At 52.9% G+C, this 24,370-nt stretch carries 19 protein-coding genes; 10 read left to right on the forward strand and 9 right to left on the reverse strand.

What is annotated here, in order from left to right:
- Positions 1 to 24 precede the first annotated feature (24 nt).
- Positions 25 to 1,209, forward strand: a complete 1,185-nt coding sequence (locus ACU8YC_RS06035) for an acetyl-CoA C-acetyltransferase (protein ID WP_286538922.1) — start codon at positions 25 to 27, stop codon at positions 1,207 to 1,209.
- Positions 1,210 to 1,251: 42 nt separating this feature from the next.
- Here the strand turns inward: ACU8YC_RS06035 and gyrA are convergent, their stop codons facing one another.
- Positions 1,252 to 3,888 carry a DNA topoisomerase (ATP-hydrolyzing) subunit A gene (gene gyrA, locus ACU8YC_RS06040; RefSeq protein WP_151224748.1) on the reverse strand — a complete coding sequence of 879 codons (2,637 nt, stop codon included), beginning with the start codon at positions 3,886 to 3,888 and terminating at the stop codon, positions 1,252 to 1,254.
- A 158-nt stretch (positions 3,889 to 4,046) separates the two neighbouring features.
- Here gyrA and ubiG point away from each other — a divergent pair, with 158 nt between their 5' ends.
- The 4 genes from ubiG to yfaE all read left to right on the forward strand — a co-directional run bounded on the left by ubiG (position 4,047) and on the right by yfaE (position 9,004).
- Complete coding sequence (gene ubiG, locus ACU8YC_RS06045; protein WP_151224749.1) at positions 4,047 to 4,775, forward strand: bifunctional 2-polyprenyl-6-hydroxyphenol methylase/3-demethylubiquinol 3-O-methyltransferase UbiG; 729 nt, start codon at positions 4,047 to 4,049, stop codon at positions 4,773 to 4,775.
- A gap of 444 nt (positions 4,776 to 5,219) precedes the next feature.
- A complete protein-coding gene (gene nrdA, locus ACU8YC_RS06050; protein WP_151219896.1) occupies positions 5,220 to 7,505 on the forward strand; it encodes a class 1a ribonucleoside-diphosphate reductase subunit alpha in 2,286 nt (761 codons plus the stop codon).
- Between the two features lie 114 nt (positions 7,506 to 7,619).
- Entirely contained in the window at positions 7,620 to 8,750 is a 1,131-nt protein-coding gene (gene nrdB, locus ACU8YC_RS06055) for a class Ia ribonucleoside-diphosphate reductase subunit beta (protein WP_446895119.1), read from the forward strand.
- Positions 8,750 to 9,004: a ferredoxin-like diferric-tyrosyl radical cofactor maintenance protein YfaE gene (gene yfaE, locus ACU8YC_RS06060; protein ID WP_016153800.1), complete on the forward strand. Its 255-nt coding sequence runs from the start codon at positions 8,750 to 8,752 to the stop codon at positions 9,002 to 9,004. The genes nrdB and yfaE overlap by 1 nt, the downstream gene beginning before the upstream one ends.
- 173 nt (positions 9,005 to 9,177) lie before the next feature.
- Here the strand turns inward: yfaE and glpQ are convergent, their stop codons facing one another.
- Positions 9,178 to 10,245 (reverse strand): glycerophosphodiester phosphodiesterase, encoded by a 1,068-nt coding sequence (gene glpQ, locus ACU8YC_RS06065; protein WP_151219898.1) that lies wholly within the window; start codon positions 10,243 to 10,245, stop codon positions 9,178 to 9,180.
- Between the two features lie 3 nt (positions 10,246 to 10,248).
- Positions 10,249 to 11,607, reverse strand: a complete 1,359-nt coding sequence (glpT, locus tag ACU8YC_RS06070) for a glycerol-3-phosphate transporter (RefSeq protein WP_151219899.1) — start codon at positions 11,605 to 11,607, stop codon at positions 10,249 to 10,251.
- A 270-nt stretch (positions 11,608 to 11,877) separates the two neighbouring features.
- Here glpT and glpA point away from each other — a divergent pair, with 270 nt between their 5' ends.
- From glpA to glpC, 3 genes are read left to right on the forward strand one after another with little or no spacing between them, the layout of a single operon-like run.
- Positions 11,878 to 13,506, forward strand: coding sequence for an anaerobic glycerol-3-phosphate dehydrogenase subunit A (gene glpA / locus ACU8YC_RS06075; protein WP_370619984.1), 1,629 nt, complete (start codon positions 11,878 to 11,880; stop codon positions 13,504 to 13,506).
- Positions 13,496 to 14,755, forward strand: coding sequence for a glycerol-3-phosphate dehydrogenase subunit GlpB (glpB, locus tag ACU8YC_RS06080; protein ID WP_151219901.1), 1,260 nt, complete (start codon positions 13,496 to 13,498; stop codon positions 14,753 to 14,755). The genes glpA and glpB overlap by 11 nt, the downstream gene beginning before the upstream one ends.
- Entirely contained in the window at positions 14,752 to 15,942 is a 1,191-nt protein-coding gene (gene glpC, locus ACU8YC_RS06085; protein ID WP_446895120.1) for an anaerobic glycerol-3-phosphate dehydrogenase subunit GlpC, read from the forward strand. The genes glpB and glpC overlap by 4 nt, the downstream gene beginning before the upstream one ends.
- Positions 15,943 to 15,985: 43 nt before the next feature.
- Here glpC and yfaU read toward each other — a convergent pair whose 3' ends face one another.
- The 6 genes from yfaU to ACU8YC_RS06115 form a co-directional block, all read right to left on the reverse strand.
- Positions 15,986 to 16,789, reverse strand: coding sequence for a 2-keto-3-deoxy-L-rhamnonate aldolase (gene yfaU / locus ACU8YC_RS06090; RefSeq protein WP_370619982.1), 804 nt, complete (start codon positions 16,787 to 16,789; stop codon positions 15,986 to 15,988).
- A 25-nt stretch (positions 16,790 to 16,814) separates the two neighbouring features.
- Positions 16,815 to 18,104, reverse strand: a complete 1,290-nt coding sequence (locus ACU8YC_RS06095) for an MFS transporter (RefSeq protein ID WP_252837784.1) — start codon at positions 18,102 to 18,104, stop codon at positions 16,815 to 16,817.
- 56 nt (positions 18,105 to 18,160) lie between these two features.
- Complete coding sequence (gene rhmD / locus ACU8YC_RS06100) at positions 18,161 to 19,366, reverse strand: L-rhamnonate dehydratase (protein WP_446895121.1); 1,206 nt, start codon at positions 19,364 to 19,366, stop codon at positions 18,161 to 18,163.
- A gap of 13 nt (positions 19,367 to 19,379) precedes the next feature.
- On the reverse strand, positions 19,380 to 20,162 hold the full coding sequence (locus tag ACU8YC_RS06105; RefSeq protein WP_151219906.1) for an IclR family transcriptional regulator: 783 nt from the start codon (positions 20,160 to 20,162) through the stop codon (positions 19,380 to 19,382).
- 218 nt (positions 20,163 to 20,380) lie between these two features.
- Positions 20,381 to 21,583, reverse strand: a complete 1,203-nt coding sequence (locus tag ACU8YC_RS06110; RefSeq protein ID WP_151219907.1) for a nicotinamide mononucleotide deamidase-related protein YfaY — start codon at positions 21,581 to 21,583, stop codon at positions 20,381 to 20,383.
- A 79-nt stretch (positions 21,584 to 21,662) separates the two neighbouring features.
- On the reverse strand, positions 21,663 to 22,205 hold the full coding sequence (locus ACU8YC_RS06115) for a YfaZ family outer membrane protein (protein WP_151219908.1): 543 nt from the start codon (positions 22,203 to 22,205) through the stop codon (positions 21,663 to 21,665).
- A gap of 313 nt (positions 22,206 to 22,518) precedes the next feature.
- Here ACU8YC_RS06115 and nudI point away from each other — a divergent pair, with 313 nt between their 5' ends.
- Together nudI and arnB are read left to right on the forward strand one after the other, a co-directional pair.
- On the forward strand, positions 22,519 to 22,944 hold the full coding sequence (nudI, locus tag ACU8YC_RS06120; protein ID WP_151219909.1) for a nucleoside triphosphatase NudI: 426 nt from the start codon (positions 22,519 to 22,521) through the stop codon (positions 22,942 to 22,944).
- A gap of 284 nt (positions 22,945 to 23,228) precedes the next feature.
- Positions 23,229 to 24,368, forward strand: a complete 1,140-nt coding sequence (gene arnB / locus ACU8YC_RS06125) for a UDP-4-amino-4-deoxy-L-arabinose aminotransferase (protein ID WP_151219967.1) — start codon at positions 23,229 to 23,231, stop codon at positions 24,366 to 24,368.
- Positions 24,369 to 24,370 lie beyond the last annotated feature (2 nt).

Below are 24,370 nucleotides of genomic sequence, written 5' to 3' on the forward strand. Positions count from 1 at the left end.
CCTCTTATTTAAAGGAACTGAAAAATGAAAAACTGTGTCATCGTCAGCGCGGCTCGTACCGCAATCGGCAGTTTTAACGGCGCACTGGCAACTACGGGAGCCGTCGAGCTTGGAGCAACCGTCATTAGAGCCGCTCTTGAGCGCGCTCACCTTGACCCACTGCGCGTGGACGAGGTGATTATGGGCAACGTGTTGCAGTCAGGGCTCGGCCAAAACCCGGCGCGTCAGGCATTATTAAAAAGCGGCTTGTCCGACACCGTTTGCGGCTTTACCGTCAACAAAGTGTGCGGCTCTGGCCTGAAAAGCGTGGCACTTGCCGCCCAGGCAATCAAAGCGGGACAAGCCCAGGCGATCGTCGCGGGGGGTATGGAAAATATGAGCCTGGCTCCCTACCTGTTAGACGCGAAAGCCCGTTGGGGATATCGCCTCGGTGACGGGCAATTGTCTGACGTCATTCTGCGCGATGGCCTGATCTGCGCCGAGCATGGTTACCATATGGGGATCACTGCAGAAAATGTCGCCAAAGAGTATGGTATCAGCCGCGAAATGCAGGATGAGCTGGCTCTGCAATCACAGCGTAAAGCCGTTTCCGCAATTGAATCTGGCGCATTTCAGGCTGAAATCGTGCCCGTGAGCGTGTCATCACGGAAGAAAACCATCATTTTTGATCGTGATGAATTCCCCAAAGCTGACTCGACGGCAGAAGGTCTCGCCGCGTTGCGGCCAGCCTTCGATAAAACAGGAACTGTTACCGCAGGTAACGCCTCAGGGATCAACGACGGCGCGGCGGCATTAGTGGTAATGGAAGAGTCTGCGGCACTGGCGGCTGGGCTAAAACCGCTGGCGCGGATCAAAGCCTGGGCCAGCGGCGGCGTGGCACCGGCTATGATGGGAATGGGGCCGGTTCCAGCCACACAAAAAACGTTACAGCTGAGCGGACTGCAACTGTCCGATATCGATCTTATTGAAGCCAACGAAGCCTTTGCCGCGCAGTTTCTTGCCGTCGGCAAAACGCTGGGGTTCGATCCGCAAAAGGTTAACGTCAACGGCGGGGCAATTGCGCTAGGACATCCCATTGGTGCCAGCGGTGCGCGAATTCTGGTGACGCTGCTGCATGCGCTACAGGCACGGGATCAAACGCTTGGACTTGCCACGCTGTGCATTGGCGGCGGTCAAGGAATCGCGATGATTGTGGAACGTATGAACTAAAAAAAGGGCCGGATTTCTCCGGCCCTTTTTATAACGTTTTAATTACTCTTCAGCGTCGTCCGCTGCATCGTCATCGCTTTCCGCTTCAGGTGCGATATCATCGTCCCCTTCAGCAGCGCTGCCGTCGATGGAGTCGAGCTCTTCATCATCAACCGGCTCAGCAACGCGTTGCAGACCCACAACGTTTTCATCTTCCGCAGTACGGATGAGGATCACGCCCTGAGTGTTACGCCCTACCACGCTGATTTCCGACACGCGTGTACGCACCAGCGTACCTGCATCGGTGATCATCATGATCTGGTCGGTATCCTCAACCTGCACTGCGCCCACAACGGAACCGTTGCGCTCGGTGACTTTGATGGAGATAACGCCCTGGGTCGCACGAGACTTGGTCGGATATTCTTCCGCCGCCGTACGTTTGCCGTAGCCGTTCTGGGTCACGGTCAGGATAGCGCCTTCACCGCGCGGAACGATCAGCGAGACAACGCTATCGCTTTCCGCCAGTTTGATACCGCGTACGCCGGTCGCGGTACGCCCCATCGCACGAACGGCATCTTCTTTAAAGCGCACCACTTTACCGGCAGCAGAGAACAACATGACTTCGTCGGAGCCAGACGTCAGATCAACGCCAATCAGTTCATCGCCTTCGTTCAGGTTAACCGCAATGATACCGGCTGAACGCGGACGGCTGAACTCGGTCAGCGCCGTTTTCTTCACGGTACCGCTGGCAGTTGCCATGAAGACGTTTACGCCCTCTTCGTACTCACGTACCGGCAGAATCGCGGTAATACGCTCGTTAGCTTCCAGCGGCAGCAGGTTGACGATTGGACGTCCACGCGCGCCACGACTGGCTTCTGGCAACTGATAAACCTTCATCCAGTACAAACGACCGCGGCTGGAGAAGCAGAGGATTGTGTCATGGGTGTTGGCCACCAGCAGGCGGTCAATAAAGTCTTCTTCTTTAATTCGTGCTGCAGATTTGCCTTTACCCCCACGACGCTGTGCTTCGTAATCGGTTAACGGCTGATATTTCACGTAGCCCTGATGAGACAAGGTCACGACAACATCTTCCTGGCTAATCAGATCTTCGATGTTGATGTCAGCGCTGTTCGCGGTGATTTCGGTACGACGAGCGTCACCGAACTGTTCACGAATCAGCTCCATCTCTTCACGGATGACTTCCATCAGACGATCGGCACTGCCCAGAATATGCAGCAGTTCAGCGATCTGCTCCAGCAGCTCTTTGTATTCGTCGAGCAGTTTTTCGTGCTCAAGGCCGGTCAGTTTCTGCAAACGCAGATCCAGAATGGCCTGAGCCTGCTGTTCAGTCAGGTAGTACTGACCGTCACGCACACCAAATTCTGGCTCCAGCCACTCAGGACGCGCGGCGTCATCACCGGCACGTTCCAGCATGGCAGAAACGTTGCCCAGCTCCCACGAACGCGCGACCAGCGCGGCTTTCGCTTCTGCCGGGGTTGGCGCACGGCGGATCAGCTCGATGATCGGATCGATGTTCGCCAGCGCAATCGCCAGCGCTTCAAGGATGTGGGCACGGTCGCGGGCTTTACGCAGTTCAAAGATAGTACGGCGAGTTACGACTTCACGGCGGTGACGTACAAACGCAGCAATAATATCTTTCAGGTTCATGATCTTCGGCTGGCCATGATGCAATGCAACCATGTTGATACCAAAGGAAACCTGCAGCTGGGTCTGGGAGTAAAGGTTGTTCAGAACCACTTCCCCGACCGCGTCGCGTTTGACTTCAATCACGATGCGCATACCGTCTTTGTCAGACTCATCACGCAGCGCGCTGATACCCTCAACGCGTTTGTCTTTTACCAGCTCAGCGATTTTCTCGATCAGGCGCGCTTTGTTCACCTGATACGGAATTTCATGAACGATGATGGTTTCACGGCCTGTTTTGGCATCCACTTCGACTTCCGCACGGGCGCGAATGTACACTTTGCCACGACCGGTACGGTAGGCTTCTTCAATACCACGACGACCGTTGATGATAGCGGCGGTCGGGAAGTCCGGACCCGGAATATGTTCCATCAGCCCTTCAATGCTGATGTCTTCATCGTCAATGTATGCCAGACAGCCGTTGATCACTTCCGTCAGGTTGTGCGGCGGAATGTTGGTGGCCATACCTACCGCGATACCGGACGAACCGTTCACCAGCAGGTTAGGAATTTTGGTCGGCATGACATCAGGAATTTGTTCGGTGCCGTCGTAGTTATCGACGAAATCAACCGTTTCTTTTTCCAGGTCAGCCATCAGCTCATGGGCGATTTTCGACATACGGATTTCCGTATAACGCATCGCCGCTGCGGAGTCGCCATCGACAGAACCAAAGTTACCCTGACCATCTACCAGCATGTAACGCAAGGAGAATGGCTGCGCCATACGAACAATGGTGTCGTAAACGGCGGTATCACCATGAGGGTGGTATTTACCGATTACATCACCAACGACACGGGCAGATTTTTTATAGGCTTTATTCCAGTCGTTGCCCAATACGTTCATGGCGTAAAGTACGCGACGGTGAACCGGCTTCAGGCCATCTCGGACGTCTGGCAGCGCACGGCCAACAATGACCGACATCGCATAATCCAGATAGGAGCTCTTCAGCTCTTCCTCAATGTTGACCGGTGTAATTTCTCTCGCAAGGTCGCTCATCTAACCGCTATCCCTCTACTGTATCCCGGATTCAAAGGTCGCAAATTATAACACATACGTGAAGATTCAGGTAAATGGATTCCCCCTGACAGAGGCTTTATTCATCCTGTCAGGCTGATATACTCATTTGCATCGCAAATTTAGGAGTAGAAGCCCCAATGAATGCCGAAAAACCCCCGGTTACTCACAACGTTGACCATGAAGAAATTGCCAAATTTGAAGCAGTCGCGTCGCGCTGGTGGGATCTTGAGGGTGAATTTAAGCCACTACACCGTATAAACCCACTGCGCCTGGGCTACATTACTGAACGCTCAGGCGGCCTGTTTGGTAAAAAAGTACTCGACGTCGGCTGCGGCGGCGGCATTCTGGCGGAAAGCATGGCGCGCGAAGGCGCAACCGTCACCGGGCTGGACATGGGCTTTGAACCGTTACAGGTAGCAAAACTGCATGCATTAGAAAGCGGCATCCAGGTGGAGTACATACAAGAAACTGTCGAAGAACATGCGGATAAGCATGCGCATCAGTATGACGTTGTGACCTGCATGGAAATGCTGGAGCACGTACCGGACCCGCAGTCGGTGGTCAGAGCCTGCGCCAGACTGGTTAAACCAGGCGGCGAAGTGTTTTTCTCCACGCTTAACCGCAACGGCAAATCCTGGCTGATGGCGGTGGTCGGCGCGGAATATATTCTGCGGATGGTGCCGAAAGGCACGCATGATGTGAAAAAATTTATTAAGCCTGCTGAACTATTAGAGTGGGTTGACCAGACCGTGCTGAAAGAGCGTCATATGACTGGCCTGCACTACAACCCCATCACCAACACCTTCAAACTCGGCCCGGGCGTAGATGTGAACTATATGGTGCATACCACCGCCAGGATTGATTAAGCGCTTCAGTAGGCCGGATCAGGCGTTCAACGCCGCCATCCGGCATGCTAATGGGAACAATGCCTGATGGCGCTTCGCTTATCAGGCCTACCAATCCTGAGTAGTACCGACACAGCAATTTTTGCGCCAGATCATAAGAACTTTCCTTACCTTAGATGAAGAAATCAGCACTCGATCAAAATTTCTATTTTTTTTCTCAATTATTGACATCCCCGCCAGGCCTTATAAGACGCGCACTTAGCGATTCTTACCCTTTTGCAACCTCAATTTAACCTCAAAATCAACTCTTGTGCTGAAAAGAATCCCTACTAGAATACTCACCATATAGCGTCTATTTTATCAAACAACCCCTACATATAGTATTTATCCACAGACTTAGTCACAACATGACTTTGTGGATAATATGGGGGATATTTTTTCTTTCACGGACAGGTAAAAAACCACATGAATCAGAGTCTGCTGGTGACAAAGCGTGATGGTAGTACAGAGCGCATCAATCTCGACAAAATCCACCGAGTTCTGGATTGGGCGGCAGAAGGACTGAATAACGTATCGATTTCTCAGGTCGAGCTACGCTCCCACATTCAGTTTTATGACGGTATCAAGACCTCCGATATCCATGAAACAATCATCAAAGCTGCCGCCGACCTGATCTCCAGTGAAGCGCCGGATTATCAATATCTGGCTGCTCGCCTGGCGATTTTCCATCTGCGCAAAAAAGCCTACGGCGAGTTTGAGCCGCCGAAACTGTTCGACCATGTGGTGAAAATGGTTGAAATGGGCAAATACGACAATCATCTGCTGGAAGACTATACGGAAGAAGAGTTCAAGCAGATGGACTCGTTTATCGTTCACGACCGTGACATGACCTTCTCCTACGCTGCCGTGAAGCAGCTGGAAGGTAAATACCTGGTGCAAAACCGTGTTACCGGTGAGATTTATGAAAGCGCGCAGTTCCTTTACATTCTGGTCGCTGCCTGCCTGTTCTCCAACTATCCACGCGAAACGCGTCTGCAATATGTAAAGCGTTTTTACGACGCCGTTTCTACGTTTAAAATTTCGCTGCCGACGCCGATTATGTCCGGCGTACGTACCCCTACCCGTCAGTTCAGCTCCTGCGTACTGATCGAGTGTGGCGACAGCCTGGATTCTATCAACGCCACCTCCAGCGCGATTGTGAAATACGTTTCCCAGCGTGCCGGTATCGGCATTAACGCCGGTCGTATTCGCGCGCTGGGCAGCCCGATTCGCGGCGGTGAAGCCTTCCACACCGGCTGTATCCCGTTCTATAAGCACTTCCAGACGGCGGTGAAATCCTGCTCCCAGGGCGGCGTGCGCGGCGGTGCTGCGACCCTGTTCTACCCAATGTGGCATCTGGAAGTTGAAAGCCTGCTGGTGCTGAAAAACAACCGCGGCGTCGAAGGCAACCGCGTGCGTCACATGGACTACGGTGTACAGATCAACAAACTGATGTACACCCGTCTACTGAAAGGCGGCGACATCACGCTGTTCAGTCCGTCCGACGTTCCGGGGCTGTATGATGCGTTCTTCGCCGATCAGGACGAATTCGAACGTCTGTATACCCAATATGAAAACGACGATAGCATCCGCAAACAGCGCGTGAAAGCGGTTGAGCTGTTCTCACTGATGATGCAGGAACGTGCCTCTACCGGCCGTATTTACATTCAGAACGTGGATCACTGCAACACTCACAGCCCCTTCGATCCGGTTGTTGCCCCGGTGCGCCAGTCCAACCTGTGCCTGGAAATCGCTCTGCCGACCAAACCGCTGACCGACGTTAACGACGAAAACGGTGAAATCGCGCTGTGTACGCTATCCGCCTTCAACCTGGGTGCAATCAAAGATCTGAGCGAGCTGGAAGAGCTGGCCGTACTGGCGGTACGTGCGCTGGATGCATTGCTCGACTACCAGGATTATCCGATTCCAGCCGCCAAACGCGGCGCAATGGGCCGTCGTACGCTGGGTATTGGCGTGATCAACTACGCCTACTGGCTGGCGAAAAACGGTAAGCGTTATTCTGACGGCAGCGCGAATAACCTGACTCACAAGACCTTTGAAGCTATTCAGTATTACCTGCTGAAAGCGTCTAACGAGCTGGCAAAAGAGCAAGGCGCGTGCCCGTGGTTTAACGAAACGACCTACTCACAGGGTATTCTGCCGATCGATACCTATAAAAAAGATCTCGATGCGATCGCCAACGAGCCGCTGCATCTGGATTGGGAACAACTGCGTGAATCCATCAAGACGCACGGCCTGCGTAACTCCACGCTGTCTGCCCTGATGCCATCGGAAACCTCTTCGCAGATTTCCAACGCCACCAACGGCATTGAACCACCGCGCGGCTACGTGAGTATCAAAGCGTCGAAAGACGGTATTCTGCGCCAGGTCGTACCGGACTACGAACACCTGCACGACGCGTATGAACTGCTGTGGGAAATGCCGAACAATGACGGCTATCTGCAGTTGGTAGGCATCATGCAGAAATTTATCGATCAGTCGATTTCTGCCAACACCAACTACGATCCATCGCGCTTCCCATCCGGAAAAGTCCCGATGCAGCAGTTGCTGAAAGACCTGCTCACCGCCTACAAATTTGGTGTCAAGACGCTGTATTATCAGAACACCCGCGATGGTGCAGAAGATTCTCAGGACGATCTGGCGCCGTCTATTCAGGATGACGGTTGCGAAAGCGGCGCATGTAAGATCTGATATTGTGATGCCGGATGGCGGTGTAAAAGCCTTATCCGGCCTACAAAAGCATCGGTGTTGTAGGCCGGATTAGCGCGGCGCTATCCGGCATAAAACTCCAAACAGGACACATCAATGGCATACACCACTTTTTCACAGACGAAAAATAACCAACTTCTGGAACCGATGTTCTTCGGCCAGCCGGTGAACGTCGCCCGCTACGATCAGCAAAAATATGACATCTTCGAAAAGTTGATCGAAAAGCAGCTCTCTTTCTTCTGGCGTCCGGAAGAGGTCGATGTTTCTCGCGATCGCATCGACTTCCAGGCACTGCCGGAACATGAAAAACATATCTTCATCAGCAACCTGAAGTATCAGACGCTGCTGGACTCCATTCAGGGACGCAGCCCGAACGTGGCGCTGCTGCCGTTAATCTCGATCCCTGAGCTGGAAACCTGGGTAGAAACGTGGGCGTTTTCTGAAACGATCCACTCGCGTTCCTACACCCACATCATTCGTAACATCGTGAACGATCCGGCGGTAGTGTTTGACGATATTGTCACTAACGAACAGATCCAGAAACGCGCCGAAGGTATTTCCAGCTACTACGACGAGTTGATCGAGATAACCAGCTACTGGCACTTGCTCGGCGAAGGCACGCATACCGTGAATGGTAAAACGGTTGTCGTAAATCTGCGTGAACTGAAGAAAAAGCTATATCTGTGCCTGATGAGCGTTAACGCGCTGGAAGCGATTCGTTTTTACGTCAGCTTTGCCTGCTCTTTCGCGTTTGCAGAACGTGAACTGATGGAAGGTAACGCCAAAATCATTCGCCTGATTGCCCGCGATGAAGCCCTGCATCTGACCGGTACCCAGCATATGCTGAACTTGCTGCGCAGCGGTGTGGACGATCCGGAAATGGCGGAAATCGCCGAAGAGTGCAAACAAGAGTGCTACGACCTGTTTGTACAGGCCGCGCTGCAGGAAAAAGAGTGGGCGGATTATCTGTTCCGTGACGGCTCAATGATCGGCCTGAACAAAGACATTCTGTGCCAGTACGTCGAGTACATCACCAACATCCGTATGCAGGCTGTCGGACTCGATCTGCCTTTCCAGACCCGCTCCAACCCGATCCCGTGGATCAACACCTGGCTGGTGTCTGATAACGTGCAGGTCGCACCGCAGGAAGTAGAAGTCAGCTCTTATCTGGTCGGCCAGATCGATTCGGAAGTCGATACCGACGACCTGAGTAATTTCCAGCTCTGATGGGCCGCGTTACTTTGCGCATCTCTGGCACACAACTGCTGTGCCAGGATGAACATCCTTCCCTGCTTGCCGCGCTTGAATCGCACAATGTTGAAGTTGAATACCAATGTCGCGCTGGTTATTGCGGCTCCTGCCGTACCCGCCTGGTGGCGGGACAGGTCGACTGGATTGCCGAACCTCTGGCCTTCATTCAACCGGGTGAAATTTTGCCCTGTTGTTGCCGGGCAAAAGGCGATATTGAAATAGAGCTGTAACGCAAGGCGGGGTAAAAATTGTTACTGGCAAAAGAGCCGCCGATGAACGGCAGCTCTTTATTTCTCCTGCAGGCATGTAGGGAAACGTTAACAGCAGACGGCCTTATCTAGCAGTTAATAACGTTTCGTCCAATAAGGCCTGTGACCGGAGGTGCATCACAGGCCTTATGCCATTACTCTTTATTCAGGAATTTCACTGCTTTGTCGGGAAAGTCGGTGAACAGCCCGTCAACGCCCGCCTTGTTATACAGAATGTCATACAGTTGGTTTACGTCAGTGGTGTAATCCGGCAACTGATCGGCACGAACGGTATACGGATGCACCACCATCTTGTTCTGATGCGCATCCTGTACCATGCCAGTTAATGAGATATTGCCTTTCTTCGACTTCTCATCAACCAGCATATGGTAGTCCGGCCCAATGCCATCCGCATACTGTGCAACCTGCTTCATGGCACCCGGTTTAAACATCCAGTCGTAGTTGTAATTAACCCAACTGCCGTCCGGCTTTTTCTCCTGAGTTTCATTCCAGTCTGTATATGCAATTAACTGTACCAGATTGAGATCCATCCCCATCTTCGGTTCCAGTTCATTCTTAATACGTTTTAACTCTGCGACATCAAAACACTGCAGATAAACCTTGTCGTTCTTGTTGGTGTATCCGTACTTTTTCAGTACTTCCAGCGTCTTAGCCGCAATGTCCTTCCCTTCCTGATGATGGAACCACGGCGCTTTCATTTCCGGGTAAATGCCGATATTTTTACCGGTTGAATGATTTAATCCCTGAACGAACTCAATCTCTTCTTCGAAAGTGTGCACACGGAAATCAGATTTACCCATCGGGAAACGCCCTGGGTAGGTCTGGACCTTTTTGCCATTTTCGATATCAAAGCCTTCGGTAAATTTCAGCGATTTAATCTCATCCAGCGTAAAGTCGATAGCGTAGTAACGCCCATCTTTACGCGCACGATCCGGGAAACGCTCGGCAACATCGGTGACACGGTCAAGATAGTGGTCATGCAGGACGACCAGATGGTCGTCCTTGGTCATCACCAAATCCTGCTCCAGGTAATCCGCTCCCTGAGCATAGGCCATCGCTTTCGCAGGTAACGTATGCTCTGGCAGATAACCACTGGCACCACGGTGCGCAATCACAATTTTATCTGCGGCAACTGCCGCGCTGCTCACAACCATACCTGCCAGCATCAGCGCCACGCTGAGACTTTTCAATGCGGTTTTCATCTATTAGCCCCCGTTACGCTTGAGCTGCATCTCTTCGTGGTGGCGTTTTTCGCCAATCATGACGACTACCAGCAGAATAACCGCCAGCACGCTACCGCCAATCATCACCATAAAGCCGCCGTCCCAACCGAAGAAGTCAACGGTGTAGCCGACAATGGCGCTCGCGGCCACAGAACCGCCGAGATAACCGAACAGACCGGTAAAGCCAGCCGCCGTCCCCGCCGCTTTTTTCGGCGCCAGTTCCAGCGCGTGCAGACCAATCAACATGACCGGGCCGTAGATCAGGAAGCCGATGATAATCATACAAGCCATATCCACGTTCGGATTACCTGCCGGGTTCATCCAGTAGACGATGGTCGCAATCGTTACCAGCGTCATAAAGAACACACCGGTCGCGCCACGGTTTCCACGGAAGACTTTATCCGACATCCAGCCACACAGCAGCGTGCCAGGAATCCCCGCATATTCATACAGGAAGTACGCCCAGGATGATTTATCCAGTGCGAAATGTTTCACTTCTTTCAGGTAGGTTGGTGACCAGTCCAGGATGCCGTAGCGCAGCAGATAAACAAACACGTTAGCGATAGCGATGTACCACAACAGTTTGTTCGGCAGTACGTATTGCATGAAGATCTGCTTCGCAGTCAGCTCTTCTTCCGCTTTCTCGTTGTAATCATCCGGGTAGTCGTTCTTGTACTCTTCGATAGGCGGCAGGCCACAGGACTGCGGCGTATCACGCATCATAGCAAAAGCAAACAGCGCGACGACGATCGCACCGAAAGCAGGCATGTACAGCGCCGCTTTCCAGTCATTGAACCAGGCCATACCGAGCAGGAACAACAGAGGAGGCAGACCGCCGCCCACGTTGTGCGCACAGTTCCAGACGGAAACAATGCTCCCACGCTCTTTCTGCGACCACCAGTGCACCATGGTACGACCACACGGCGGCCACCCCATCCCCTGGAACCATCCGCAGAGGAACAGCAGCACAAACATAATCGCAATGCTCGATGTCGCCCACGGCACAAAGCCCATAAACAACATCACTGCCGCAGCCAGTATCAGACCCGCTGGCAGGAAAACGCGCGGATTCGAGCGATCCGAAACGGACCCCATGATGAATTTCGAAAATCCGTAAGCAATGGAGATACCGGACAATGCAAAACCCAGATCGCCACGCGAGAACCCCTGCTCAACCAGATACGGCATCGCAAGGGCAAAGTTCTTACGTACCAGATAGTACGCGGCATAACCAAAGAAAATCCCCAGAAAAATCTGCCAACGTAATCGACGATATGTCGGGTCGATCTCCGCTGCAGGCAAACGCGCCGTGTGTGACGCTGGTTTAAAAATACTCAACATAGTGTAGCCTCCGTGGCCGTCTCTCATTCGAAGTAAACACTGCAGTTCGTCATTACTACCCTACCGCTCCCAGTGTGGCCGCGATGTTAAGGAAAGATACATAACAAAAATGTGAAACGCAGCACATATTGTTACAGATTTATGACAAATGTTCATAAAGGCGCACGAAATCACGTTTCATTTTCGAATAATGAGCGATTATGCGCGAAATCAAACAATCCATGTTTTTTATGTGGCTAAATGATAAAAAACGAACTGTGAGGAAAAACAATGAAAACTCGCGACTCGCAAACAAGTGACGTGATTATCATTGGTGGAGGAGCAACAGGTGCAGGGATCGCACGCGATTGTGCGCTGCGCGGGTTGCGCGTCATCTTAGTGGAGCGCCACGATATCGCCACAGGTGCGACCGGACGTAATCACGGCCTGCTGCACAGCGGTGCGCGTTATGCCGTCACCGACGCTGAATCTGCCCGTGAGTGCATCAGCGAAAACCAAATCCTGAAACGTATCGCCCGCCATTGCGTTGAGCCGACGGACGGTCTGTTTATTACCCTGCCGGAAGATGAACTCTCCTTTCAGGCAACCTTTATTCGCGCCTGTGAAGAGGCCGGTATCCGCGCCGAAGCGATCGACCCTAAACAGGCGCGCATTATCGAACCTTCAGTCAATCCACAGCTGATTGGTGCAGTAAAAGTACCGGACGGCACAGTCGATCCTTTCCGCTTAACCGCTGCCAATATGCTGGATGCGCGCGAGCATGGTGCGGTTATCTTGACAGCGCATGAAGTGACAGGACTGATTCGCGAAGGCACGACGGTGTGCGGCGTTAACGTGCGCAATCATCTGACGGGTGAGATGCAGTCTCTGCATGCGCCAGTTGTAGTGAACGCTGCCGGGATCTGGGGTCAGCGCATTGCGGAATATGCCGATCTGAGTATCCGTATGTTCCCGGCGAAAGGTTCGCTGCTGATTATGGATCATCGGATTAACCAGCATGTCATCAACCGCTGTCGTAAACCCTCTGACGCCGATATTCTGGTGCCAGGCGATACCATCTCATTGATCGGTACCACCTCACAGCACATTGATTACGACGATATCGACAGCAACCGCGTTACCGCAGAAGAAGTCGACATTCTGCTGCGTGAAGGCGAGAAACTGGCGCCGATTATGGCGAAAACGCGCATTTTACGCGCCTACTCCGGCGTGCGTCCGCTGGTGGCAAGTGACGACGATCCGACCGGTCGTAACGTCAGCCGTGGGATTGTCCTGTTCGATCACGCACAGCGTGACGGACTGGAGGGGTTTATCACCATTACCGGCGGCAAACTGATGACCTACCGCCTGATGGCGGAGTGGGCTACAGATGCCGTTTGCCGCAAGCTGGGTAATACCGAACCTTGCACAACGGCAGCCACCGCGTTACCTGGCTCACAGGAATCTACCGAGCATACGCTTAAACGCGTCATTTCGTTACCAGCACCACTGCGCGGATCGGCGGTCTATCGTCATGGCGATCGTACCCCGGCGTGGCTAAGCGAAGGTCGCCAACACCGCAGCCTGGTTTGTGAATGTGAAGCGGTCACCGCGGGCGAAGTGCAATACGCCGTCGAAAATTTAACCGTCAACAGCCTGCTGGATTTGCGTCGCCGTACCCGTGTAGGAATGGGGACCTGCCAGGGCGAATTGTGTGCCTGCCGCGCCGCAGGTTTGCTGCAACGTTTTAATGTCACCACCGCTGCACAATCTATTACCCAGCTTTCCGATTTCCTCAACGAACGCTGGAAAGGCGTGCAACCTATTGCCTGGGGAGATGCGCTGCGCGAAAGCGAATTCACGCGCTGGGTCTATCAGGGATTGTGCGGTCTGGAAAAGGAGCACCAGGATGAAATTTGATTCCGTCATTATCGGCGGCGGCCTGGCCGGCCTGCTGTGCGGCCTGCAACTGCAAAAAAGCGGTTTGCGCTGCACGATCGTCACTCGCGGCCAAAGCGCCCTGCATTTTTCCTCCGGCTCACTGGATTTGCTCAGCAACTTGCCCGATGGCCAACCCGTGACCGACATAGAAGTGGGTCTGAATACGCTGCGCACTCAGGCACCCGCGCATCCATATAGCATCATCGGCACGAACAATGTCCTGGACCTGGCCCAGCAGGCGCAAAATCTGCTGGAAGATTGCGGCACGCATTTGCAGGGCAAGGTACTTCAGTCACATCAGCGCGTAACCCCGTTGGGAACCCTGCGCTCAACCTGGTTAAGCTCACCAGAAGTTCCGGTCTGGCCACTGTCCGCAGATCGTATCTGCGTTGTGGGTATTAGCGGTTTACTGGATTTTCAGGCGCATCTCGCCGCAGCCTCACTGCGCCAACGCAATCTCAGCGTCGAAACGGCAGAAATCGATCTCCCTGAGCTGGATGTCCTGCGTGATAACCCGACCGAGTTTCGCGCCGTCAACATTGCGCGTCTGCTGGATAACGACGATAAATGGTCGCTACTCTATGACGCACTGCTGCCAATAGCAAAAACCTGCGACATGATAATCATGCCAGCCTGCTTCGGTCTGGCAGATGAGCGGCTCTGGCAGTGGCTGAATGAACGCCTTCCCTGCTCGCTGTCGCTGTTACCGACCCTACCACCTTCGGTACTGGGCATGCGTTTGCACAACAAATTACAGCGCCAGTTTGTGCGTCAGGGCGGCGTCTGGATGCCAGGCGATGAAGTGAAAAAAATAACCTGTCAGGATGGCGTAGTCAGCGAAATCTGGACCCGTAACCATGCCGATATTCCCTTGCGACCACGTTTTGCCGTGCTCGCCAGCGGCAGTTTCTTCAGCAGCGGACTGGTCGCCACCCGAGAGGCTATCTACGAACCGATCCTCGGACTGGATGTGCAGCAAACTGCCACCCGCGCCGAATGGTATCAACGTGATGTCTTCGACCCACAGCCATGGCAACAGTTTGGCGTCACAACCGATGCCGCCCTACGCCCGTCACTGGCGGGAAAAACGATAGATAATATGTATGCCATCGGCTCCGTTCTTGGCGGATTCGATCCCATCGCCCAGGGTTGCGGAGGCGGCGTGTGCGCAGTAAGCGCCTTACATGCCGCACATCATATTGCGAAACGTGCAGGAGGTGAGCAATGAGCGACACACGTTTTGAAAGTTGTATCAAATGTACGGTGTGCACCACCGCCTGCCCGGTTAGTCGCGTCAATCCAAACTACCCTGGCCCTAAACAGGCTGGCCCGGACGGAGAACGTCTGCGTCTGAAAGATGGCGCGTTATATGACGATGCGCTGAAATACTGTATCAACTGTAAGCGCTGCGAAGTGGCTTGTCCGTCAGATGTGAAAATTGGCGATATCATCCAACGCGCACGCGCCAAATACGACGCGACGCGTCCGTCTATACGTAACTTTGTCTTAAGCCATACCGATTTAATGGGTAGCGTATCCACACCCTTCGCCCCGATAGTGAACACGGCTACGTCACTGAAACCGGTACGCCAGCTGCTGGATTACGCGCTAAAAATCGATCATCGCCGTACGCTACCGAAATACTCTTTTGGCACCTTCCGCCGCTGGTATCGCAGCGTTGCCGCCCAGCAAGCGCAGTATCAGGATCAGGTCGCCTTTTTCCACGGCTGTTTTGTAAATTACAACCATCCGCAGCTCGGTAAAGATCTGATCAAGGTGCTCAACGCCATGGGAACCGGCGTTCAACTGCTGAGCAAAGAGAAGTGCTGCGGCGTACCGCTGATTGCCAACGGCTTTACCGATAAAGCACGTAAACAGGCGGTGAGCAACGTGGCCTCGCTCCGGGAAGCGATTGACGGCAAAGGCATTCCAGTGATCGCCACTTCATCAACCTGCACCTTTGCGCTACGCGATGAATATCCGGAAGTGCTGGACGTCGATAACGCAGGCCTACGCGAACACATTGAGCTGGCAACCCGCTGGCTGTGGCGCAAGCTGGATGAAGGCAAAACGCTACCGCTGAAAACACTGCCGCTGAAAGTGGTCTACCACACGCCATGCCACATGGAGAAAATGGGCTGGACACTCTACACGTTGGAACTGCTGCGAAAAATTCCGGGGCTGGAGCTGACGGTGCTGGATTCTCAATGCTGCGGGATTGCCGGGACTTACGGCTTTAAAAAGGAAAACTACCCGACTTCACAGTCTATTGGCGCACCGTTATTCCGTCAGATTGAAGAAAGCGGCGCGGATATCGTCGTCACCGACTGCGAAACCTGTAAATGGCAGATTGAGATGTCGACAAGCCTTCGTTGTGAGCATCCCATTACCCTGTTAGCAAAAGCGCTAAGTTAAGCGCTGTATCAGGCCCGATAGCCTTACACCATCGGGCCTGATATTAGTAACTGCTTTTTAACGTTTGTGCAGGCTTCTCCGGCTTAAATATTGCCAACCGGCGATCCAGCGCTTCGGTATAAAGCATGGTATCAACGCCTACAGCGACAAAGTTCGCGCCCCAGTGCAGACATTTTTGCGCCATTGCCGGGTCAACCGCGAGGAATCCTGCGGCTTTACCGGCTGCGCGGATACGGCGGATGCACTGCTCAATGATCCGCTGCACCACTGGGTGTCCGGCGTTATCCGGATAGCCCAGTGATGCAGAAAGATCCGCCGGACCAATAAAGACACCGTCAATACCTTCAACGTCCAGAATCGCATCCAGATCATCCAGGGCTGCTTTACTCTCGACCTGCACCAGCAGACAGAGTGATTCATTGGCCCGTTCCATATACTTGTCGATACGCCCCCAGCGCGCCGCTCGCGCCACGCTGGCACCAACGCCACGCTCGCCGAGCGGAGGATAACGAGTGGCGGAAACCACCTGACGCGCCTGCTCTGCACTGTCGACCATTGGGATCAGCAGCGTCTGCGCACCAATATCCAGTACCTGCTTAATCAACGCTTTACTGCCCTCAACGGGACGTACCACCGGTTGACTGGAATAAGGCGCAATCGCCTGGAGTTGGTGGTAGAGATCTTGCACCGTATTCGGCGCATGTTCACCATCAATCAATAACCAGTCATAGCCTGATGTAGCGGCAATCTCCGCCATATAGGAGGTGGTCGAACTGAGCCACAGGCCAACCTGGACCTCTCCTCTCAACAATCCTTCTTTGAAAGAGTTTGATAACAATGCGTTCATAACGATCCTTACAACGTAGATAAGATTAATGATGCGCAGCGCCGGTTTGTGAAACCGAACGGTTCACACTCAGCGTAAAGATGATAAGCGAGCCAATCATTGCAACGCCCGCCAGGACCAACAGACCAGCCGCATCGCTGGCAAACAACGTTTCGGCTTTGACGCGCAAAATTGGAGCAATAAAACCGCCTACGGCACCAAACAGGTTGACGAAACCAATCCCTGCCGCCAGCGCTGTGCCGGAAAGAAGTTGCGTTGGCATCGTCCAGAACACCGGCTGTACGGCGATGAAACCGACCGCCGCGACGCAGAGCGCCACGATCGCCAGTATTGGTGAAACCAGCCCGGACAGGCCAATGCCAATCCCGGCCGCCAGCAGCGTAAGCGCAGCAACGTTACGTCGGTCGCCAGTGCGATCGGAGTAGCGGGGAATAAGCCAGGTGCCAAACAGCGCCGCGACCCACGGTATCGCCGTCACGACTGAAGCCGTAAAGCCAACTTTTGTCCCTAACAATGCCGCAACCTGAGTGGGCAAGAAGAAGATCAAGCCATACACTGCGACCTGAATCGTCAGATAGATAATCGCCAGTTGCCAGACACGACCATTACGCAGTGCATCCGACAGTCGCGACGTAACCTTTTTCTCCTCTTCACTCGCCAGTTGGCTAATGAGCGCAGCCTTTTCCTCAGCGCTCAGGAAACGCGCCTGCTGCGGCGTGTCGTCAAGCCAGAAGAAGGTGAAAACCCCTGCGCCTACCGCCAATAAACCTTCGATAACAAACATCCAAAACCACCCCGGATGTCCCATAAAACCGTGCATCTCAAGCAGCGCGCCAGACAGCGGCGATCCCAGGGTTAATGCCAGCGGCGCCCCCATATAGAACAGGCCCATAATGCTGGCGCGATTGCGCTGGGGGAACCACTGCGATGTCAGGTAAATCATACCGGGGAAGAAGCCCGCCTCTGCCGCACCCAGCAGAGTACGGATAATCAGAAACTTCGCTTCCGTATCCGCCCATGCCATCGCCGCAGAGAGAAATCCCCACAGCAACGTGGTGGTACCAATCCAGGTTCTGGCGCCAAATTTACGCATCAACAAGTTGGCAGGAACGCCCAGAAAGGCGTAAACCACAAAGAAAATTCCTGCTCCCAATGCATAAGCTTCATTGCTCAGGCCGGTATCAATCTGATAGGTCTCTTTGGCAAACCCGATGTTCGAGCGGTCAAGAAACGCCAGCACATACAGCGCCAGCATAAAGGGAATCAAACGGGCACGGTTTTTCTTCACCACACCGTCAAGTAACGTGGTACTCATAGCAAAATCCTCAAAAAAATGAGGGCGTTGCCGTGAAAAAGGCAACGCACAGGTCATTAGTGGCTATAAGGGCGCTTCAGATTGCAGTCGCGGTTAAGCTCGACGCCAAATCCCGGTTTATCCAGCACTGACTTATGAATGCGGCCATTGACGGGCACGGGTTCGTCAAGAAGGATAGGGTCAAACTGCGGACGCATCGTTGAGCAATCCGGGCTGGTCATCAGGAATTCGCTGAACGGGGTGTTGGTGAACGTGATCACCGCATGGTGTGAGTAAACTGATGAGCCATGTGGCACCACCAGTTGGCCACGCGATTTCGCAATAGCGGCAATTTCTACTAACGTGGTTAACCCACCGCACCAGCCTACATCCGGCTGCATAATATCGATGCCAGTTTCAGACAGCGTGCGGAAGGATTGCAGCGTTCCGTGATGTTCACCGCTGGTGACCATCATCCCCGCCGGAGCGTTGCGTTTCAGTTCGCGATAGCCTTCATACTGTTGCGGAGGCAGACACTCTTCGATCCACTTCAGATTGTGTGGCGCACAGGCATGAGCCAGTTTGGTGGCATAGTTCACGTCCTGACTCATCCAGCAGTCGAGCATCAGCCAGAAATCAGGACCGCATTTCTCGCGCATATCAGCAACCATTGCCGAATCTTTGCGGATCCCGGCATCCCCGTCATGCGGTCCCCAGTGGGTTGGCATTTTACCGCCAATAAAACCCATCTCCTTCGCCAGATCCGGACGCGCGCCCGTCGCGTAGAATTGAATTTCGTCTCGTACCGCACCACCCAGCAACTTATAGACCGGTAACCCCACCACTTTGCCAAACAGATCCCACAACGCCAGATCTACGCACGAGATGGTGTTCATTACCAGACCACCAGAGCCGAAGTAATACATTGTTGCACCGAGCATCTGGTCATGAATGAGTTTGATATCGCTAACGCATTTACCTTCGATAAAACGATTGAGATGCTTTTCCACAATAAAGCAGCCCATCTCCCCTGCCGTCGAAACGGCAAAACCGGTCTGCCCGCTCTCAGCCTCTACTTCAACAATCAACGTTCCTAACACGTTGATGCCAAAAGACTGACGTGATTGCTCGTATTCACGATATTTACTCATTGGCGTGGCGATATGATCGTCAATCCAGTGGTTAGCGCCCTGATCGTGATAATCACCACCGCCTGCGCCTTTATCTGCTGTAGCGCCACCGGTAAACCAGGCACGGACATGTTTAATTTTAGGTAGGGTCATGATGTTCTCCTTTTTATGAAGCGAGTGAGTCGAAGGGACTTTTCCATCCCAGCAGGCGCGAAATATCCCTGGCGCAGGCAATTGCTTTCCCGGCCAGATAGTCACGATTCTCTTCGTTAATTTGCAGACGCGTGCCGACCACCGAAATTGCTGCGGTCAGTTCATTGTTAGCGTTAAAAACAGGCGCTGCGACGCAGCGAACATCGGGGTAATCTTCGCCATTATCAAAGCTCCATCCACGCTGACGAATACGCTCAAGCTCGTCATTCAACTGCTGTGGTCTGGTGATAGTGGTTGGCGTTGCCTGTTCCCATATCAGTTGTTCAATAATGGCTTTACGTACGGCGGCAGGTTGCCAGGCTAGCAGACACTTGCCGATCCCAGAGCGATAGAGCGAAAGACTTTTCCCCTCGTGGGAGCGCACGCTAATAGTGGATGACGACTCCACTTTCAGGATGTAATACGCGCTTTCGTGGTCAATGATCCCCAGATGGCAAAGTAACCCGGTCTCATCCATCAGTTGTGTCAACCGTGGACGCGCCAGTTCACGTAAATCCATCTTACTCAGAGCGTGCCCCGACAGCTCAACCAACTTGGTCCACAGGCAGTAATTCTCCTGATGATCAATGCTGATAAAACGCTGACGTTTAAGTTCGTTGAGTAACAGGTAAGCGGTACTTTTTGGTATACCCAGCGTCTCTATGATCGTAGCAGCACTGCATGGGCCGATACGCGCAATGAGATTGAGAATTTCGATCGCCCTGGTGAGCGCGGGAACTTTACTTGATTCCAACATACTGGACTCCAGTCTGAGATACTGGAATCAGTGTGGTAGGTTAAAGTGGTTAAAATTGTGAAGCGCATCAAATCCTCTCGTTCTTCCAGTAGGCTGGAGAAAAATCGAGTACAACTGTGAACTAACGCACAGATTTTTTTGTTGGGAGTACAACAGGTTGGACTGATAATGGGAAGGCCAGGGCACCTTCCCATAACAAAAAGAAGAGAGAGAATAAATCAGGCAGGCAGCGTCAGGGATTCCACCACGTCGATCCAGCCATGTTCGTTGGCAATATCCTGTCCGTTAAGCCAACGGCGCAGCATATTCAGTGCCATCATCGCGCACACTTCCTGGTGAATCGCCAAGCTGTAGCGATTAGCATTCAGCCGGACGCGTAAGGCATGCGTTCCATCAGGTGTTGCCAGCGCAAAGTTAATATGTTCGTTTTCGAACGCGGATATCGCCAGTGCCAGCCCCGCATAATGGTTGCCGCGTCGCTCGGTTACCCAGTGCGCTGTTTGCGCCAGCGTTTCTTCCTGGGGCGGAACCACTTCGCTCGCGAGCAGCGGAGCATTTGCGCGCGAAAGCTGCAGCGCCACCAGACCACTGGTGAATTGTTCGCTCAGCGTCAGGCTGTATTGCCGTTCCTGTAACGTGCGGGCAATTTGCGCAGGCAAGCCTTCCGTGCCTTCGAAAATCATGTTTTGCCCGGCAACCTTTTTCACCTCAGGCCACAGCGCCAGCATCGCTTCACGTTGGGAATCCGGACCGGTCAGTTTCAGCTCAATAATCGGCATCGACGAGCGATACCCCATTGTTACGCCCGGTGGCAAAGTCAGCAGATCCAGGCTTTGTGCCAACTCGCTTTCAGAGCGGCCAAAGGTGGTTAATCGCAGGCATAGCGGGGGTTGAGACAGTGAAAAGCGCTCACGCAAACGCGGCAGGATCTCATGCTCAACCATGACTTTAAATTCTGATGGTACGCCCGGCGTAAAGAACATCAGGCAGCGGTTAAGCCTCAGGGCAAACCCGCATGCAGTACCTACTGGATTATTGATAAACTCCGCGCTGGCGGGAAGCTCAGCCTGTTTGCGGTTGCTTGGTGCCATCACGCGGCCGCGTTCACGGAAATAACGTTCCATCTCGGCGAGCCAGGCTTCATGCAACACCAGCCCTTCGCCTTTTGCCGTTGCCGCCGCCAGCGCGCTCAAATCATCGCTGGTCGGCCCCAGACCGCCGTTAACGATCAGTACGTCGGCGTGTTCGCTACGCTCACGCAAAACGGCGACCAAATCGTCAAGATTGTCACCTACTGTGTTGCGACGTGTTAACGGTAAACCCTGATGAAAGAAAAAATCGGCCAGCCAGGCGGCATTGGTGTCGACAATTTGTCCGTGCAACACCTCATCCCCGGTGGATAGCATCTCCACGTTTAACATCGTGTTCTCCTGCTTTTATGATGAAAACACTATAACGCATGGAGGGGGGAAGGCGCGACTGAACGCCGCGCCGGAAAAATCAGAAACTCGCGTTAACCCCAACGTACGGGCCATCAGCAATCGCGTTATCGCGGTTGCCGTCTTTGCCAGCAAGGTTCAGGTAGCGATAACCGGCTTCAATACTCAGCGGACGCATAATGGTCAGACGTGCACCGGCATTAGCCTCTTCATAGCTGTCGATACCGCTGGAAAGCGAATCGGGAGAATAATAATACTCGCCAAACAGGCGGATGCTGTCGCCAATCGGCCACTGTAAACCACCACCGACCGCCGCCGCGTAACCCTCATCACCATCATTCGGGTTAGTATAAATGCCTTTCCCACCCACCGTTGCCAACAGCGGACCGAGTGGAACATTCAAACCTAACCCCAGACCAGCTGCATCGCCGTCGTCATCGTTATGCATCCAGTTACCACTGACGGCCAGCCCCGTAGTCTCGGTGCCCATACCGAACCCAAGGTTGGTGTAATCTTCGCCAGCCTGGCCACTAATGCTAATTGCGCTCGCCGACGCAGAAACAAACAGCATGCCGGCAAAACCCAACATTAAACTTTTTTTCATTTTCTATCCTTTCAAGCAAAAATCAAAACATAGCCCCAAAACCGAGGGATTGTACTGCCAGATGGCGAGGAATCAATGAACTAAAAAAGCGATGCACTGCCATATTGTAACTAAATACTACTTAATGAGACGAGATAATGTTAAATTTTTGTATGAAACGTATCGTTGTGTACCCCTGAATGCCATTTTCAACAACTATCAATTTTTCCCCGGTCACACGGACTTAATCGTCGATGAAGCGTTTTTTCTCCAGCCAGCAAAAGGTAAGATAGGTGAATGATGGAATTATCAATCCCCTGGAAGGACTTGACCTATGCGCCAAAGAACAATTGTTTGCCCCTTAATTCAAAACGATGGCTGCTATTTACTGTGTAAAATGGCAGATGACCGCGGCGTGTTTCCCGGTCAGTGGGCGCTTTCTGGTGGTGGCGTTGAGCCGGGTGAGCGCATCGAAGAGGCTTTGCGTCGGGAAGTGAGGGAGGAGCTGGGTGAACAACTGGTATTATCAGAAATTACTCCGTGGACCTTCAGCGATGATATTCGCACCAAAACCTATGCCGATGGCAGTCGGGAAGAGATTTATATGATTTATCTCATCTTCGATTGCGTGGCAGCTAATCGTGAAGTGAACATTAACGAAGAGTTTCAAGATTTCGCGTGGGTTAAAGCGGAAGATCTTGGTACCTACGACTTAAATATCGCCACGCGAAAAACGTTAACCTTGAAAGGACTACTGTAAGTCTAACGAGTTTAAACGTAATATAAACAATGTTCACAATAGCGGTATTGTTTTCAACATTCAGCACAGAAGCCAATGCCGCCACGTTGTATAAAAATATTTTATATTCAAACAAATAAATCACCTCCCTCTTGTCTTTATCTTGACATCCCAAACCTTAAACTCTTAAGGATAAATTAACCTTTGGCCATTAACCTTTGTAGCCTGATGAAATAATTAACGACGCCCCTGTTTAGTCCTAAAAATAAAACTTCGGTAGCGTTAAATGGCTTGAAGGAATAATGATGCCTGACTTTTTGCCTTTCTCTCGCCCGGCAATGGGTGCTGAAGAGCTTGCAGCCGTGAAAGCAGTGCTGGACTCTGGATGGATAACCACTGGCCCGAAGAATCAACAGCTGGAAGAAGCCTTCTGCCAGTTGACAGGAAATCAACACGCCGTCGCTGTCTGTTCCGCCACGGCAGGTATGCATATCACGCTAATGGCGCTGAACATAGGTGCAGGCGATGAGGTCATTACGCCGTCAATGACGTGGGTTTCTACCCTCAACATGATTGTCCTGCTGGGTGCGACCCCCGTGATGATCGATGTCGACCGCGATACGCTGATGGTCACACCAGAGCAAATTGAAGCCGCTATCACGCCACGCACCAAGGCCATTATTCCGGTACATTACGCTGGCGCTCCAGCCGACCTTGACGCGATTTATGCGATTGGCGAGCGGTATGGTATTCCGGTCATAGAAGATGCAGCCCATGCCGTAGGAACGCAGTATAAAGGCCGCCATGTCGGCGCGCGCGGCACGGCAATCTTCTCATTTCACGCCATCAAAAATATCACCTGCGCAGAAGGTGGGCTGATTGTTACTGACGATAGTCAGCTTGCTCAGCGGCTTCGCAGTCTGAAGTTTCACGGTCTGGGCGTTGATGCTTACGATCGACAAACCTATGGCCGGGCGCCGCAGGCCGAAGTGCTTGCGCCAGGCTACAAATACAACCTTACCGATATCAATGCTGCCATCGCGCTGGTACAGCTGAATAAACTACAACAGCTGAACTCACGGCGGGCGCAAATTGCCCATGAATATCAACAGGCGCTAGCCGATACGCCATTTCAACCGCTGAGCCTGCCTCAGTGGTCGCATGTTCATGCCTGGCATCTGTTCATCATTCGCGTTGACGAAGCGCGCTGTGGCCTGAGCAGAGATGCTCTGATGGAAGCACTGAAGGCTAAAGATATCGGCACTGGTCTGCATTTTCGTGCAGCCCACACGCAAAAATACTACCGCGAACGCTTCACTACCCTTTCGCTCCCAAATACAGAATGGAATAGCGCACGCATCTGCTCGCTGCCGTTATTCCCCGATATGACCGCCGCTGACACCCAGCGGGTCATAACGGCACTTCGCGAGATTGCAGGACAATAAAT

This window comes from Citrobacter sp. VF227, from assembly GCF_052950715.1.

Excerpts from the sequence above, each read along its gene's own strand:
- ACU8YC_RS06035 (WP_286538922.1), top strand. The coding sequence starts at position 25 with ATGAAAAACTGTGTCATCGTCAGCGCGGCTCGTACCGCAATCGGCAGT.
- gyrA (WP_151224748.1), bottom strand. The coding sequence starts at position 3,888 with ATGAGCGACCTTGCGAGAGAAATTACACCGGTCAACATTGAGGAAGAG.
- ubiG (WP_151224749.1), top strand. The coding sequence starts at position 4,047 with ATGAATGCCGAAAAACCCCCGGTTACTCACAACGTTGACCATGAAGAA.
- nrdA (WP_151219896.1), top strand. The coding sequence starts at position 5,220 with ATGAATCAGAGTCTGCTGGTGACAAAGCGTGATGGTAGTACAGAGCGC.
- nrdB (WP_446895119.1), top strand. The coding sequence starts at position 7,620 with ATGGCATACACCACTTTTTCACAGACGAAAAATAACCAACTTCTGGAA.
- yfaE (WP_016153800.1), top strand. The coding sequence starts at position 8,750 with ATGGGCCGCGTTACTTTGCGCATCTCTGGCACACAACTGCTGTGCCAG.
- glpQ (WP_151219898.1), bottom strand. The coding sequence starts at position 10,245 with ATGAAAACCGCATTGAAAAGTCTCAGCGTGGCGCTGATGCTGGCAGGT.
- glpT (WP_151219899.1), bottom strand. The coding sequence starts at position 11,607 with ATGTTGAGTATTTTTAAACCAGCGTCACACACGGCGCGTTTGCCTGCA.
- glpA (WP_370619984.1), top strand. The coding sequence starts at position 11,878 with ATGAAAACTCGCGACTCGCAAACAAGTGACGTGATTATCATTGGTGGA.
- glpB (WP_151219901.1), top strand. The coding sequence starts at position 13,496 with ATGAAATTTGATTCCGTCATTATCGGCGGCGGCCTGGCCGGCCTGCTG.
- glpC (WP_446895120.1), top strand. The coding sequence starts at position 14,752 with ATGAGCGACACACGTTTTGAAAGTTGTATCAAATGTACGGTGTGCACC.
- yfaU (WP_370619982.1), bottom strand. The coding sequence starts at position 16,789 with ATGAACGCATTGTTATCAAACTCTTTCAAAGAAGGATTGTTGAGAGGA.
- ACU8YC_RS06095 (WP_252837784.1), bottom strand. The coding sequence starts at position 18,104 with ATGAGTACCACGTTACTTGACGGTGTGGTGAAGAAAAACCGTGCCCGT.
- rhmD (WP_446895121.1), bottom strand. The coding sequence starts at position 19,366 with ATGACCCTACCTAAAATTAAACATGTCCGTGCCTGGTTTACCGGTGGC.
- ACU8YC_RS06105 (WP_151219906.1), bottom strand. The coding sequence starts at position 20,162 with ATGTTGGAATCAAGTAAAGTTCCCGCGCTCACCAGGGCGATCGAAATT.
- ACU8YC_RS06110 (WP_151219907.1), bottom strand. The coding sequence starts at position 21,583 with ATGTTAAACGTGGAGATGCTATCCACCGGGGATGAGGTGTTGCACGGA.
- ACU8YC_RS06115 (WP_151219908.1), bottom strand. The coding sequence starts at position 22,205 with ATGAAAAAAAGTTTAATGTTGGGTTTTGCCGGCATGCTGTTTGTTTCT.
- nudI (WP_151219909.1), top strand. The coding sequence starts at position 22,519 with ATGCGCCAAAGAACAATTGTTTGCCCCTTAATTCAAAACGATGGCTGC.
- arnB (WP_151219967.1), top strand. The coding sequence starts at position 23,229 with ATGCCTGACTTTTTGCCTTTCTCTCGCCCGGCAATGGGTGCTGAAGAG.